Annotated in this window: 7 protein-coding genes and 1 pseudogene; 1 reads left to right on the top strand and 7 read right to left on the bottom strand. The window is 74.5% G+C overall.

Annotated features, from left to right (window positions below; genetic code table 11):
- Positions 1 to 8: 8 nt before the first annotated feature.
- Positions 9 to 512, top strand: a complete 504-nt coding sequence (locus tag FHX73_RS13870) for a GNAT family N-acetyltransferase (protein ID WP_145905306.1) — start codon at positions 9 to 11, stop codon at positions 510 to 512.
- A gap of 7 nt (positions 513 to 519) precedes the next feature.
- On the opposite strand, the gene FHX73_RS13865 is transcribed toward FHX73_RS13870, so the two are convergent.
- The 7 genes and pseudogenes from FHX73_RS13865 to FHX73_RS13835 form a co-directional block, all read right to left on the bottom strand.
- Positions 520 to 732: a DUF4287 domain-containing protein gene (locus FHX73_RS13865; RefSeq protein WP_145905305.1), complete on the bottom strand. Its 213-nt coding sequence runs from the start codon at positions 730 to 732 to the stop codon at positions 520 to 522.
- A 78-nt stretch (positions 733 to 810) separates the two neighbouring features.
- Positions 811 to 1911: an ornithine cyclodeaminase family protein gene (locus FHX73_RS13860; protein WP_145905304.1), complete on the bottom strand. Its 1101-nt coding sequence runs from the start codon at positions 1909 to 1911 to the stop codon at positions 811 to 813.
- 54 nt (positions 1912 to 1965) lie between these two features.
- Positions 1966 to 10743: pseudogene (locus tag FHX73_RS13855) on the bottom strand (non-ribosomal peptide synthetase); the annotation flags it as partial.
- A gap of 107 nt (positions 10744 to 10850) precedes the next feature.
- Entirely contained in the window at positions 10851 to 12218 is a 1368-nt protein-coding gene (locus tag FHX73_RS13850; RefSeq protein WP_145905302.1) for a condensation domain-containing protein, read from the bottom strand.
- A gap of 15 nt (positions 12219 to 12233) precedes the next feature.
- On the bottom strand, positions 12234 to 13010 hold the full coding sequence (locus FHX73_RS13845; protein ID WP_170304913.1) for an ABC transporter permease: 777 nt from the start codon (positions 13008 to 13010) through the stop codon (positions 12234 to 12236).
- Positions 13007 to 13813, bottom strand: coding sequence for an ABC transporter permease (locus tag FHX73_RS13840; protein WP_145905300.1), 807 nt, complete (start codon positions 13811 to 13813; stop codon positions 13007 to 13009). Before FHX73_RS13840 ends, FHX73_RS13845 begins: the two co-directional genes overlap by 4 nt.
- Positions 13810 to 14790, bottom strand: coding sequence for an ABC transporter ATP-binding protein (locus FHX73_RS13835; RefSeq protein ID WP_246213511.1), 981 nt, complete (start codon positions 14788 to 14790; stop codon positions 13810 to 13812). Before FHX73_RS13835 ends, FHX73_RS13840 begins: the two co-directional genes overlap by 4 nt.
- Between the last annotated feature and the right edge of the window lie 10 nt (positions 14791 to 14800).

The following is a 14800-nucleotide window of genomic DNA, read 5'->3' as shown; positions in this document are numbered from 1 at the left end:
GGAGCACCGTGGCCGTCCTGATCCCGCAGACCATCCGCACCGAGCGGCTGACCCTGCTGCCGCTGCTGGTCGAGCACGCGCGGGAGATGGCCACGGTGCTCGCCGACCCGGCACTGCACCGGTTCATCGGCGGCGAGCCGGACAACGCGCCGGCGCTGCTGGCGCGCTACCGCCGGCTGGTCGCCGGGTCGCCCGACCCGGCGGTCTCCTGGTGCAACTGGGTTGTCCAGATGGATGGTTCACTCACCGGGACGGTGCAGGCCACCGTCACCGACGGTGGGACGACCGCCGAGGTCGCCTGGGTGGTCGGCACGCCGTGGCAGGGCCGCGGGATCGCCCGGGAGGCGGCCCGCGGCCTGGTCGGCTGGCTCGCCGGGCACGGGGTCCGGACGGTGCTCGCCCACGTCCACCCCGAGCACCACACCTCGGCCGCGGTCGCCGCCGCGGCCGGGCTCGCCCCGACCGAGCGGTGGCAGGACGGCGAGCGGCGCTGGGAACTGACCGTCAGCTGACGGCCGGTCAGCTTGCCGCAGTCTGCGCCAGCGTGTGGGCGACCAGCGCGTTGGCGTGGCCGTGGCCGAGGCCGTGCTCGGCCTTCAGCCAGGCCACCAGCTCCATGTGCTTGACCAGCGGCGAGCTGCGGATCAGCTGCTGCCACTCGGCCACCGGTCGGCCGTACTTCTGCTCGATCGACGGGAAGTAGCTGGCGGGGCCCTTCACGGCAGTGGTCATCGTCGTGCTCCTCTTCTCGCTTCGGGTCTCTTCGGGCGTCACCCTAGGACCGGCCACTGACGACGGGCCCGGGCCCGCTCAGTGGGCGCGGACGGCCGGGAGCCGGCGGGGCAGGGAGCGGTCCGCCGCCGTGGCGGACGCGGTGGAGTAGGGGTCGAGCGGGTCCGCCGGGCCGGCCTCCAGGCGGACCCGCTCGCCGACGCCGTGCAGCTCGGCCAGCGCGATCAGCACGTCGAGGGCCACGTGGTCCTCCAGGGCGAAGCCCGTGGAGTCGAAGACGGTGCGGGAGTCGCGCAGCCCGCGGGCCAGTTGCGGCGCGCGGAGCAGCTCCGGCAGGGTGGCGCCGATCTCCCGCTCGTCGAGCCGCTGGCACTCCCCCTCCCGGCGCGCCTGCCCCAGGTGGTCCGGGCTGACGTACGCCGCCCTGAGCACCGGCAGCGGGACCTCCACCTTGCCCGGCAGGTCGGCCCCCACCGCGTTGATGTGCAGGTGGTCCTTCAGCCGGTCGCCGCGCAGCACCGGGCCGGCCCCGACCTCCACCGAGGTCGCCGTGCAGATGACGTCCGCCGCGGCCTCCAGCTCAGCCGGCTCCGCCTCGCGCACCGGCAGGCCGAGGAAGGAGGCGCGCTGCGGGAACGAGCGGCGGTGCACCGGGTCGGTGTCGTGGACCAGCACCTCGCGGATGTCCAGCACCCGTGACAGGGCGTGCAGTTGGGTCACGGCCTGGGCGCCCGCCCCGACCAGGCCCACGGTGGCGCTGTCCGGCCGGGCGAGCAGCCGGGTGGCCACGGCCGAGGCGGCGCCCGTGCGGATCGCGGTGGGCAGGGCCGCGTCGGCGACGGCCACCAGGTGCCCGGTCTCGTCGTCGATCCGCAGCAGGGTGCCGAGGATGGTCGGCAGGCCGTGGCGGACCGGGTTGGCCGGGGCGTAGGAGACCAGCTTGACCGTGGCGGCCAGGCCGGGCTCGTGGTGCGGCATCCACTCCAGCACGCCGGTCCGCTCGGTGCCGGTGGTGAAGCCGGCCCGCGGCGGGGTGCCCGAGCCGTCCGGGGCGGCCGTGCGGAACGCGGACTCCAGCCGCTCGATCATCCGGTCCATGAAGCGGTCGCGTCCGACCTCCAGCACCAGCCGGTGGATGTCGGCGCTGGAGAGCAGCAGGGTTTCCGTCGGTATCGGCATGGCACGTCCTGTGTCGTGGGCGGTGGGTGTCGGTCGGTGGCGGTCGGTGCCGGGTCACCGGGTGGTCGCGGGCCGGCCCAGCAGGGCCGTCAGGGCGGTGCCGATCTCGGCCGGGGCGGTGGCGATCATGTCGTGGTGCCCGCAGTCGAGCGGCACGGTCACCACCCGGCCGGTGACGTGCGCGGTCCAGTCGCCCCAGGTCCCGTCGCCCTGACCGGCTTGGTGCCGTGCCGTGAACAGCAGCAGGTCGCCGTCGAAGACGCCGGGCGAGAACGTCCGCATGAGCGTCAGGTTGTTCACCCCGACCCGCAGCGCGTCCCGGACCTGACGGTCCGTCGCCCCGGCGAGCGGTGGGCAGCCCGCCCGGACGGCACGCACGGCGGGACCGTCGGCGTCCACCGACCGGTCGGGGCGGCCGGTCAGGTTCTCGACGGCGAGCGCGGTGAGGTTCCCCGGATCGGGGCGGGCGTCGGGGTAGCTGTCGAAGAGCACCAGCGAGCCGACCTCGGCCCCGTCCCGCTGCAAGCCGGTGGCGACGGCGTGCGCCACCAGGCCACCGAAGGACCAGCCCGCCAGGTGGTACGGGCCGTCGGGTTGCACCTCCCGGATCCGGGCGAGGTAGTCCCGCGCCATCTCCTCGACGCTCGCCGGGAGCGGGCCCCGGCCGTCGAGGCCGCGCGCCTGGATCGCGTGGACCGGGTGCTCCGCCGGCAGGTGCGCCAGCAGGCGGGCGTAGGCCCACCCGAAGCCGCCGGCCGGGTGCACGAGGAAGAGCGGCGGCCGCGCGCCCGCCGACCGCAGGGTGAGCAGCCCGCAGGCGCCGTCACCTGATGCACTGTCGGATGCCCCCGCGCGCCGGGCCAGCGCCGCCACCGTGGGCGCGCCGAACAGCGCAGGCACCGGCAGGTCGACCCCCAGCTCGGAGCGGATCAGGGTGAGCAGCCGCACCGCGAGCAGCGAGTGGCCGCCCAGCCCGAAGAAGTCGTCGTCGACGCCGACCTCCGGCACGCCGAGGACCTCGCCGAAGAGCCGGCACAGCGCCGCCTCCAGCGGTGAGCCGGGGGCCCGGCCCGCCGCGGCCGCCGCGCGGGCGGGGGCCGGGAGGGCGGCCCGGTCGAGCTTGCCGCTCGGCGTCAGCGGCAGCTCGTCCAGCACGACGAAGGCGGACGGCACCAGCCCGGCCGGCAGGACGGCGGCGAGCGCGTCGCGCAGCCGCTCCGCCGTCGGCGGCTCGCCGCCGTCCGGCACGAGGTAGCCGACCAGGCGCGGGTCCGCGCCGCCGTCCGCGCGCACCGTCACCACGGCCCGGGCCACCCCGGGCTGCCCGAGCAGCGCGGCCTCGATCTCGCCCGGTTCGATCCGGACCCCGCGCAGCTTGACCTGCTGGTCGGTGCGCCCGAGGTACTCCAGCTCGCCGTCCCCGGTCCAGCGCGCGAGGTCGCCGGTGCGGTAGAGCCGGGTGCCCGCCGGGCCGTAGGGATCGGCGACGAAGCGCTCGGCGGTGAGCGCCGGCCGGTCGAGGTAGCCGGTGGCGAGCTGGTCGCCGGCCAGGTACAGCTCACCGGGCACGCCGGGGGCGCAGAGCCGCAGCGAGCCGTCGAGGACGTACCCGCGGGTGTTCCACACCGGCCGGCCGATCGGCACCGGGCCGTCGGCCGCCGTGCAGGTGTGGTGGGTGACGTCGACGGCCGCCTCGGTGGGGCCGTAGAGGTTGTGCAGCGGCACCCCCGGCAGCAGCCGCTGGAACTCCCGGACGGCCTCGCGCGGCAGCGCCTCACCGCTGCAGAACACCCGGCGCAGAGCGGAGCAGTGCTCGGCGCCGGGCTCGGCGAGGAAGAGCCGGAGCAGTGCCGGGACGAAGTGGCAGACCGTCACCCGCTGTTCGCGGACGGCGCGGACCAGGTAGCCGGCGTCCCGGTGGCCGCCCGGCTCGGCGACGACCAGGGCGGCGCCGTGGCGCAGCGGCCAGAAGAACTCCCACAGCGACACGTCGAACCCGGACGGGGTCTTCTGCAGCACCCGGTCCTGCGGGCCGAGCGGGTACGCGTGCTGCATCCAGGCGAGCCGGTTGTGGATGGCCGCGTGGCTGACGACCACGCCCTTGGGGCGGCCGGTCGAGCCCGAGGTGTAGATGACGTAAGCGGGCTGCCCCGGGGCGGGGGCTCGGCGCGGCGCGGTGCTCGGCCGGCCGTCGAGGTCCAGCGCGCCGAGGTCCAGCACGGGCAGCTCCGTGGCCGGCAGCTGACGGAGCGTCCGCTCCTCGGAGAGCAGGCAGGACGGGGCGGCGTCGCCGAGCATCAAGGCGAGGCGCTCGGCCGGGTACTCGGGGTCGAGCGGCAGGTAGGCGGCCCCGGCCTTGAGCACGGCGAGCAGCGCGACCGGCAGTTCGGCCGAGCGCGGCAGGGCGACCGCGACCAGCCCGCCCGGCCGCACCCCGAGGTCGACCAGGTGGTGGGCCAACCGGTTGGCCCGGGCGTCGAGTTCGGCGTAGGACAGCACCTGGTCGCGGAAGACGACGGCGGGCGCGTCCGGGGTGAGCGCCGCCTGGGCCTCGATCGGGCCGATCAGGGTGCCGGGGGCGAGCTGGTGCGCGGTGCCGTTCCAGTCGGTCAGGATGCGCCCGCGCTCCTGCGGGGCGAGGAGCGGGAGGTCGGCGAGCCGGACGTCCGGGTCTGCGGTCACCGCCGCCAGCACCAGGCCCAGCCGGGTGGCGAGCCGCTGGGCGGTCGCACGGTCGAAGAGGTCCTCGGCGTAGGAGAGGTACCCGTCCAGCGGGCCGGCCTGGCCGGCCTCGTCGCGCGGCTGGTCGAAGTAGAAGCTGAGGTCGAAGCGCTCGGTGCCGGTGCTGACGGTGCGTGGGGTGGTGGTGAGGTGATCAAGCCGCCAGCGCGGCGGGGTGGTGTTCTGGAAGGCGAGGAGGACTTGGAAGAGCGGGTGGTGGGCGGCGCTGCGGGGCGGGTTGAGGGCGGAGACGAGCTGGTCGAAGGGCAGGTCCTGGTGGCTGTAGGCGTCGAGGTTGGCCTCGCGGGTGCGCAGCAGGAGGGTGCGGAAGGCGGGGTTGCCCGTCGTGTCGTTGCGCAGGACCAGGGTGTTGACGAAGAACCCGACGTGCTCGTCCAGCCGAGGGTCGGTACGGCCGGCCGTCGGCACGCCGATCGGGATGTCGGTGCCCGCGCCGTGCCGGGTCAACAGGGCGGCCAGGGCGGCTTGCAGGACCATGAAGACCGTCGTGTTGGTGGCCCGGGCCAAGGCGACCAGCCGGGTGGAGAGCTCCGGGTCCAGGTTCAGCGGGACGGTGGCACCACGGTGGATGGGCACCGCCGGACGCGGACGGTCCGCGATCAGGTCCAGCACCGGTGGCAGGCCTGCTAGTTGCTCCGTCCAGTAGGTCAGCTGAGCCTTCCGCACGAGCGTCGGGTCCTGGTCGGTGCCGAGCAGTTCGTGCTGCCAGGCCGCGTAGTCGCGGTAGTGCACGGCCAACGGCTGGAACTGCGGCGCCTGCCGGCGGACGCGGGCGTTGTAAGCGGTCGACAGGTCGCGCGACAACGGCGAGGTCGACCAACCGTCGGTCGCCACATGGTGGATGAGCAGCAGCAACGTGTGGCGCTGCGGACCATGGCAGTAGAGCACCGCGCGCAGCGGCAGGTCCTGCGTGAGGTCGAACGGCTGTCGAACGGCCTGCGCCAAATGCCGCTCCGCGTCGACCTCCACCACGGGCAGCGCCACCGAGGCCGCCACCACCCGCGGCACCGGCCGGCCGTCCACCTCGGGCAACAGCGTACGCAACGGCTCATGCCGCTCCACCACGTCGTCGAGCGCAGCACGCAGCGCCTCCACGTCCAACGGACCGTCAAGTGACAGGACTTCCGGCTGGTTGTACGTCGCGTTCGAACCCTCGAACCGGTTCAAGAACCACAACCGCCGCTGCGCCGCCGACAGTTGAGCAACCCCCGAACCTGCCCGCAACACCGGCCGCTGCTCCCCCTCACCATCCAACTCACCCGCCAGCGCCGCCGGACTCGCACTGCGGAACACCGCCGCCACCGGCACCGAGACCCCCAACGCCTCACGCACCCGCACCACCAACCGCGTCACCAGCAGCGAATGACCGCCCAGCTCGAAGAAGTCCTCCTCCGGCCCGACTTCGGGCACCCCCAGCACCTGCGCGAACAACCCGCACAGCACCTCTTCGCGAACGGATCGCGGGGCCCGGCCGACCCCCGTCGCAGCCGGCACCGGCAAAGCCGCCCGGTCCAACTTCCCGTTCGGCGTCAACGGGAACTCCGCCAGCACCACGAACGCCGACGGCACCATGAACCCCGGCAAGCGGTCCGCGAGTGTCCGCCGCAGCTGGTCGGCGCTGACGGTCCGTCCGGGAACGGCCACGGCGTAGGCCGTGATCCGGTCCTCCCGGAGCACGACGACGGCCCGCGCCACTTCGGGGCAGTCGGTCAACGCCGCCTCGATCTCGCCCAGTTCGACCCGGAACCCGCGCACCTTCACCTGGTGGTCTATCCGTCCGAGGTACTCCAGCTCGCCCCCGGCGTTCCACCGCACCAGGTCGCCGGTCCGGTACATCCGGGTGCCACCCGCCCCGAAGGGGTCCGCGACGAACCGCTCCGCCGTCAGCCCGGGCCGGCCCAGGTAGCCGCGCGCCAACCCCGCCCCGGCGATGTACAGCTCCCCGGCCACCCCCACCGCGACCGGCCGCAGACCGCCGTCCAGCACGTAGCCGCGGACGTTCCCGAACGGCCTGCCCAGCGGGGCCGTCGGCGGCCAGTGCGCGGGCTCCCCCGTCATGGTGTGGAAGGTCATGGCGTGGGTCTCCGCCGGGCCGTACACGTTGTGGATCCGGCGCCCGGGGCGCTGCGCGAGGAACCGGCGCAGCCGGTCGCCCAGCACCAGGGCCTCGCCGCCCTGCAACAGGTCGGTCAGGTCCGGCAGCCGGCGGCCGGTCTCCTGGGCGTACTCGACCAGGGCGTCGATGGCCAGGTTCGGCGCGAAGAGCTCGTTGACCCGCTGCTCCGCCAGCCAGTCGGCGAGGCCCGCCGAGGTCCGCCGCACCTCGTCGTCGGGGATGACCAGGGCCTTGCCCATGACGAGCGGCGAGAGGATCTCCTGAACGGAGAAGTCGAAGCCGATGGCGGTGAACTGCGCGGTCCGGACGCCCGGCCCGCCCGGGTAGGCCGCCGCGTGCTGCACCAGCAGGTTGATCAGCCCCGCCGTCGGCATGACGACGGCCTTGGGGCGGCCGGTGGAGCCCGAGGTGTAGATGACGTAGACGGCGGTCTGCTGCGCGAGAGGAGCGGTCCGGTCGGCGTCGGTCGGGTTCGCCGTCGGGCGGGCCGCCAGCTCCGCCGCGAACGCGGCGTCGTCCAGCCGCAGCAGGCCGGAGGCCGCCCCGATCCCACGGGCGGCGAACTCCGCCGTCGCCAGGACGGCGCCGGGGGCCGCGTCGTCGAGCAGGTAGCCGATCCGCGCGTCGGGGTAGCCGAGGTCGATCGGCAGGTAGGCAGCGCCCGCCTTGAGGACGGCCAGCAGGGCGACCACCAGCTCGACCGAGCGCGGCAGGGCCACCGCCACGATCCGCTCCGGCCCGATGCCCCGGGCGATCAGGCTGTGCGCCAGCCGGTTCGCCCGGTCGTTCAACTCGGCGTAGCAGAGCGACTCGTGGTCGTCGGCCACGGCCGGCGCGGCGGGCGTGCGGGCCACCTGCGCCTCGACCAGGTCGGGCAGCGAGACCGCCGGCACCGCGCGCCGGGTGTCGTTCCACTCGACCAGGATGCGCTGCCGCTCCTGCGGGGTGAGGACGGGGAGGTCGGCGAGCCGGACGTCCGGGTCGGCGGTCACCGCTTCCAGGACGTTGCGGTACCGGACCACCAGCGCCTCGACGGTCGCGGCCTCGAAGAGGTCCACCGCGTACTCGACGGTCCCCTCGAACCCGTCGAGCCGGCCGCCCGCCGTGCGCCGCTCCTCGATGGAGAAGCCGAGGTCGAACTTGGCGGTGGCCGAGCCGGTGGTGCGCGGGGTGGTGGTGAGGTGGTCGAGCTGCCAGCGCGGCGGGGTGGTGTTCTGGAAGGCGAGCAGGACTTGGAAGAGCGGGTGGTGGGCGGCGCTGCGGGGCGGGTTGAGGGCGGAGACGAGCTGGTCGAAGGGCAGGTCCTGGTGGCTGTAGGCCTGGAGATTGGCCTCGCGGGTGCGCAGCAGCAGGGTGCGGAAGGCAGGGTTGCCGGCGGTGTCGTTGCGCAGCACCAAGGTGTTGACGAAGAACCCGACGTGCTCGTCCAGCCGAGGGTCGGTGCGCCCGGCCGTCGGCACGCCGATCGGGATGTCGGTGCCCGCGCCGTGCCGGGTCAACAGGGCCGCCAGGGCGGCTTGCAGGACCATGAAGACCGTCGTGTTGGTGGCCCGCGCCAACGCGACCAACCGGGCGGAGAGCTCCGGGCCCAGGCTCAGCGGGACGGTGGCACCACGGTGGCTCGGCACCGCCGGACGCGGGCGGTCGGTCGGAAGCTCGATGACCGGCGGCAGGGCGGCCAGCTGCTGCGTCCAGTAGGCAAGTTGGGACCGCAGGGTGGGTGTCGGGTGCTCCTCGGTGCCGAGCAGCTCGTGCTGCCAGGCCGCGTAGTCGCGGTAGTGCACCGCCAACGGGGCGAACTGCGGCACCTGCCGGCGGACGCGGGCGTTGTAAGCGGTCGACAGGTCGCACGACAACGGCGAGGTCGACCAACCGTCGGTCGCCACATGATGGATGAGCATCAGCAACGTGTGGCGCTGCGGACCATGGCGGTAGAGCACCGCCCGCAGCGGCAGATCCACCGTCAGGTCGAACGGCTGCCGAACGGCTGCCGCCAAATGCCGCTCCGCGTCGACCTCCACCACGGGCAGCGCCACCGAGGCCGCCACCACCCGCTGCACCGGCCGGCCGTCCACCTCGGGCAACAACGTGCGCAGCGGCTCATGCCGCTCCACCACGTCGTCGAGCGCAGCACGCAGCGCCTCCACGTCCAACGGACCGTCAAGTGACAGGACTTCCGGCTGGTTGTACGTCGCGTTCGAACCCTCGAACCGGTTCAAGAACCACAACCGCCGCTGCGCCGCCGACAGTTGAGCAACCCCCGAACCTGCCCGCAACACCGGCCGCTGCTCCCCCTCACCATCCAACTCACCCGCCAGCGCCGCCGGACTCGCACTGCGGAACACCGCCGCCACCGGCACCGAGACCCCCAACGCCTCACGCACCCGCACCACCAACCGCGTCACCAGCAGCGAATGACCGCCCAGCTCGAAGAAGTCCTCCTCCGGCCCGACTTCGGGCACCCCCAGCACCTGCGCGAACAACCCGCACAGCACCTCTTCGCGAACGGATCGCGGGGCCCGGCCGACCCCCGTCGCAGCCGGCACCGGCAAAGCCGCCCGGTCCAACTTCCCGTTCGGCGTCAACGGGAACTCCGCCAGCACCACGAACGCCGACGGCACCATGAACCCCGGCAGCCGCTCGACCACCACCCGCCGCAGCTCCTCGACCGCGACCTCCGCACCGGGCGCCGCCACCACGTAGGCGGTGATCCGCTGGTCCCCCGGCCGGTCCTCCCGCACGATCACGGCGGCCCGCGCCACCGCCGGGCAGTCGGTCAACGCGGCCTCTATCTCGCCCAGTTCGACCCGGAACCCGCGGACCTTCACCTGGTGGTCCGTGCGCCCCAGGTACTCCAGCTCGCCGTCCCCGGTCCACCGCACCAGGTCACCGGTCCGGTACATCCGCGTGCCACCCGCCCCGAACGGGTCCGCGACGAACCGCTCCGCCGTCAACCCGGCCCGCCCCAGGTAGCCGCGCGCCAACCCCGCACCGGCGATGTACAGCTCCCCGGCCACCCCCACCGCCACCGGCCGCAGACCGCCGTCCAGCACGTGGACGGCGGTGCCCTCGATCGGGCGCCCGATCAGCGGCGCGCTCCCGGCGGGCCCGTCGAGCCGCTTGACGGTGGACCAGATGGTGGTCTCCGTCGGCCCGTACAGGTTGCGGACCTCCGGGGACGCCTCGGTCATGGTCCGGGCCAGCCGGGCCGGCAGGGCCTCGCCGCCGACCAGCATCCGGATGCCCCGCAACGCCTCCCGCCGCTCGTCCAGCAGGGTCGCCCAGAGCGACGGGGTGCCCTGCAGCACCGTGACCTCGAAGCGGGCGCAGAGCGCGGCGATCGCGTCGGCGTCCCGGGCCGCCTCCTTGCCCGCCACCACGACGGCGGCCCCGCTGACCAGCGGGAGGAAGAGCTCCAGCGCGGCGATGTCGAAGGAGGCGGTGGTGACCGCCAGCAGCCGGTCGCGCGGGCCGAGCGGCACCTCCTGCCGCATGGCCGCCAGGAAGGCGGCCAGCGCGCCGTGCGGCACCACGATGCCCTTGGGGCGGCCGGTGGAGCCGGAGGTGTAGAGGGTGTAGGCGGGATCCCGGGGATCGGGCCGGCGCTCCGGGGCGGTGCCGGGGCGGTCGGGCTCGTCGAGCCCGACCACGGGGATTTCCAGGAAGGCGAGCTGACGACCCGTCGGCCCGTCGGTGAGCAGGCAGGCCGGTGCCGCGTCCGCGACCATGTACGCGAGCCGCTCGGCCGGGTAGTCCGGGTCGAGCGGCAGGTAGGCGCCGCCGGCCTTCAGCACGGCCAGCAGGGCGACGACCAGCTCGACGGAGCGCGGCAGGGCCACCGCCACCAGCTGCTCGGCGCCCACGCCCCGGGCCGCCAGCAGGCGGGCGAGCCGGTTCGCCCGCTCCTCCACCTCCGCGTAGCTGAGCACCTGTTGCCCGTCGAAGACGGCCGGCGCGGCGGGCGTGCGGGCCGCCTGCGCCGCGAAGAGCTCGGGCAACAGCGGTCGGTGGTCCTCGGCGGTCCTCGGCATGGGGTTCCTCACGTTCGGTGCGGGTGCGGCGGCGCGCTGGGCGGCCCGGGTCAGCCGCCGATGGCCGCCGTGCAGCGGTGCAGCGCGGCCGTGACGCCGGTCGCGCCGTCCGTGGCGAGCCGGCCCAGCTCCTCGTCGAACCAGCCGAGCAGCGCGTTCAGCCGGGGCTGGTCGATCAGCCGGGGGTCGGCGCGGACGACCACCGGCATGTCCGGTCCGCCCCACACCTTCACGTCGAAGCGCGGCCCGATCTGCCGGTTGGGGCGGGTGGTCTCCACCCGGGGAGCGGCCGGGGCGGCGCCCGGGTCCGGCGGCGGCGCGGCCGTGACGTCGGTGGCCATGAAGTTGAAGAAGTGGTCGAAGCCGAGGGTGATCCCGCGCTCCTCGCGGACCAGCGCGTTCACCACGTCGATGTCGTAGGAGGCGAGCTGGTAGGCCCGCAGCGAGCTGCCCTGCACGTACCTGGCGTACTCGGCGAAGGAGTCGGGCGTGCGGTCGAGGTCCAGCGGCAGCACCGCGAACTGGTTCATGGAGGTGACGGCGGTCCGCCAGGGCGCGCTGAACCGGTTGCTCGACTGGAGCGTGTGGACCACCCGGGTGCTGCCCGTCACCGCCGCGGTGGCCACGGAGTTGACGGCCAGCATGACCCCCTGCGGCAGGATCCCGAGGCGCTCGCCGGCCCGGGCCAGCGACGACCGGGCGCCGGGCGAGCGCAGCACCGCCTCGATCCGGCCCGGCCGGTGCCCGGCGTCGTCCGGCACCGGGAACAGCTCGGCGGGCAGCGTGTCGAGCAGCCGGCGCCAGTGCCGGACGACCGCCTCGCGCCGCCGCCGGTTCTCCTCCGAGCGCTGGGCGGCGGCGAGTTGGCGGGGCTGCGCCGGAGTCTCGGCGAGCCACCGGTGCCCGTCCGGCACGTCGGCGCCCAACAGCGCGGCCAGCTCGCTGCGCAGCCGGTCCAGGGCGAAGCCGTCGGCCAGCAGGTGGTCCAGCACCAGGACGGCGTGCGCCGGCCGCCCGGCCTCGGTCACCACCGCGAAGCGGTGCGAGAACTCCCGCTCCCGGTCGAACGGTTCGCCCGCCAGCAGGCGCCCCCGCGCCTCGGCCAGCTCGGCGTCGGCGCCCGGGCACTCGACCACCGCCACCCCGGGCGGGCGGGCGCCGGCCGGGAGCACCCGCTGGCGCGGCCCCTGCGGCCCGTCGGTGAAGAGCGTGCGCAGCGACTCGTGCCGGTCGCACAGCGTGCCGAAGGCCCGCACCACGCGGTCCAGCGGGCAGTCGGCCGGGACCGGCACGACCGCGCTGAGGTAGGTCTCCGGCCAGCGCTCGACCGGCCAGTTCGCCAGCACCCGCCAGACCGAGAGCTGCCCGTAGGCCAACAGGCCGGTGGTGTCGTCGGTGCTGGTGTCGTCGTCCGTCATCGTCCGGTGGTCCCCTCACGCATCGTCAAGTGCCGCGTGGGCGCGGCCGGCCCGTTCCAGCGCGCGCAGCACCAGCAGGGCCGCCAGCAGCAGCACGCCGGCCTTCAGCAGCTCCCAGCCGAGCGGGCCGGCCATCCCGCCGCCGCCGGCCAGGGCGCGGCGGGCCGCCTCGATGCCCTGGGAGGTCGGCAGCAGCGCGCCGATCGCGGCGAGCCAGCCGGGCAGCGCGGCGAGCGGGATGTTCACCCCGCTGAGCAGCAACAGCAGGTAGAGCACCAGGTTCGCGAGGAAGGTCGCCTCCCGGGTGCGCAGCCCGATCGCCCCGATGAGCATGCCGCAGGCGCTGCACGACAGCGCCGTGACCAGCACGGCGACGGCCAGCCGGGGCAGCGCGCCGAGCGGGACGTGCAGCCAGCCGAGGGCGGTGCCGAGCAGCAGCATCACCGCGGAGGTGAGGGCGCCCATCACCGCGGCCGGCACGATCCGGCCGCCGAACATCACCGCCCGGTTGGCGGGCGTGGCCAGCACGGCGCTGAGCGTGCCGCTGAACCGCTCGCCCTGGATCGACATGGCCGGCGCGAACAGGCCGGCCAGCGCGCAGGCGTTCAGCGCGTTGCCCAGCACGTAGTACTCGGTGGGGTGGGTGCCCAGGTAGCGGCCGAGGTGGACGAACCAGACCAGCTGCACGACCGGGATGCCCAGCACGGTGGGGATGAAGGCGGAGGGGCGCAGCCAGTGGAACAGCGCCCGGTGCGACCGCCAGCCCGCGACGAAGAACAGTCTCGCCGTCACTGCAGCGCCAGCGTGCCGCTGGATCGGGCCAGCCATTCGAACCTCTTCTGTAGGAGCAGGGTGACGGCGACGTAGCCCGCCGAGAGCAGCGCGCAGGTGCCCACGGCCGCCCAGGCGCCCGGGCCGCCGTCCGCCGCCCCCTCCAGCGCCTTGACCCCCCAGGTCGGGGCGAGCAGGTAGGAGACCCAGCGGACCGGCCCGGGCAGGGCGGAGACCGGCACCAACATGCCGCTGAGCATCCAGACCGGGTACTCGAAGAAGTTCGCCAGCGACTGCGCGGTCGGGTAGAGGATGAACGCGGAGGCCATCAGCAGCCCGAGCAGCCCGACGGCCGCCACGGTGACGGCCACCGCCACGGCGAACGCGGGCGGGTCGGCCACGTGCAGCGGCATGTCGAACAGCAGCGCGCTCCACAGCAGGGTCGACGCCAGCCCGTAGACGCCGAGCGAGGCCGTGGCGAGGGCGAACGGCAGGGTGAACAGGAAGGTCGACCGGGGGCTGGCGACCAGCGGCTCCAGCAGCTGGGTCCAGCGCAGGCGGTTGATCGCGTTGCCGGAGCCGAGCAGCGTCGAGGACCACATGCCCATCAGGGCGGCGCTCAGCGCCACGTCGACCGGCGCGGTGTGCCGCGGCGAGCCGCGGAACATGTAGAAGGCCAGCGAGGCGAAGATCAGCGGCAGCAGCACGCACTGGAACAGGTAGAGCGGGGAGCGCGAGAGCTGCCACAACTCCAGGCGCCAGGACCGGAAGAGGAAGCCGGCCGCGGTGCGCGGGCCGCCTCGCGGGACCGCCGGCGCCGTCATGCCCGGTCCCCGGAGATCAGCGCGACGTAGGCGTCCTCCAGGGTGGGCTCCCGCTTGAGCACCTGACGCACCGTCAACTCGCGCAGCTCGGCCAGCACGTCGGCGGTGACGTCGCGCTCCTGCCCGCTGTGCACGTCGAGCGACTGCCGGGAGTCGTGCTCGGTCAGGTTCACCGAGCGGATGCCGGGCAGCGCCCGCAGCCGCGCCACGTGCTCCTCGGTCACGCCGTCGACCTGCACGTTCAGCACCACCTGGCCGTCGGTCTCCTTCTTCAGCGCCGCCGGGGTGCCCTCGGCGATCTTGCGCCCGGCCCGCAGCACCGCGACCCGGTCGCACAGCTCGTCGGCCTCGAACATGTAGTGCGTGGTGAGCAGCACCGTGCGGTCCTGCCGGCGCACCTGCTCGCGGACCAGGGCCCGCAACTCCCGGGCGCCGACCGGGTCGATGCCGTTGCTCGGCTCGTCCAGGATCACCACCTTCGGGTCGTGCAGCAGGCCGCGGGCGATGTGCAGGCGTTGCTTCATGCCGCGCGAGTAGGTCTCCACCCGCTTGTGCTCCTCGCCCAGCAGGCCCACCCGGTCCAGCAGTTCGGGCACCCGGCGCTTCTGCTCGCGGTACGGGATGCCGTAGAGGTCGGCGAAGAGCAGCAGGTTGTCCCGGGCCGACAGCCGGGCGTACAGCCCGGCGTCGCCGCCCAGGATGACGCCGGTCAGCCGCCGCACCGTCTGCGCGTCCCGGACCACGTCGTGGCCCAGCACCGCGGCCCGGCCGGCGGTCGGCAGCAGCACCGTCATCAGGATCTTGACGGTGCTGGTCTTCCCGGCCCCGTTGGGCCCGAGCAGCCCGACCATCTCGCCGCGCTCCACGGTCAGCGACAGCCCGTCCACCGCGTGCTTGACCCGCCCCTGCGGGCCGCGGAAGGTGCGGGCCAGCGCCTCGATGGCGATGGCGGGGCCGGCCATGGCCGGGTCGTGCATGCGTTCCACC

Origin of the sequence: Kitasatospora viridis, assembly GCF_007829815.1 — a bacterium.
Lineage (GTDB): Bacteria > Actinomycetota > Actinomycetes > Streptomycetales > Streptomycetaceae > Kitasatospora > Kitasatospora viridis.
Note: the sequence above shows the minus strand (reverse complement) of the source record. Positions and strands in the feature narration are given on the sequence as shown.

What these genes read in the sequence shown, in the direction of transcription:
- FHX73_RS13850 (WP_145905302.1), bottom strand. Translation starts at nt 12,218, where the DNA reads ATGACGGACGACGACACCAGCACCGACGACACCACCGGCCTGTTGGCC.
- FHX73_RS13865 (WP_145905305.1), bottom strand. Translation starts at nt 732, where the DNA reads ATGACCACTGCCGTGAAGGGCCCCGCCAGCTACTTCCCGTCGATCGAG.
- FHX73_RS13835 (WP_246213511.1), bottom strand. Translation starts at nt 14,790, where the DNA reads ATGCACGACCCGGCCATGGCCGGCCCCGCCATCGCCATCGAGGCGCTG.
- FHX73_RS13860 (WP_145905304.1), bottom strand. Translation starts at nt 1,911, where the DNA reads ATGCCGATACCGACGGAAACCCTGCTGCTCTCCAGCGCCGACATCCAC.
- FHX73_RS13840 (WP_145905300.1), bottom strand. Translation starts at nt 13,813, where the DNA reads ATGACGGCGCCGGCGGTCCCGCGAGGCGGCCCGCGCACCGCGGCCGGC.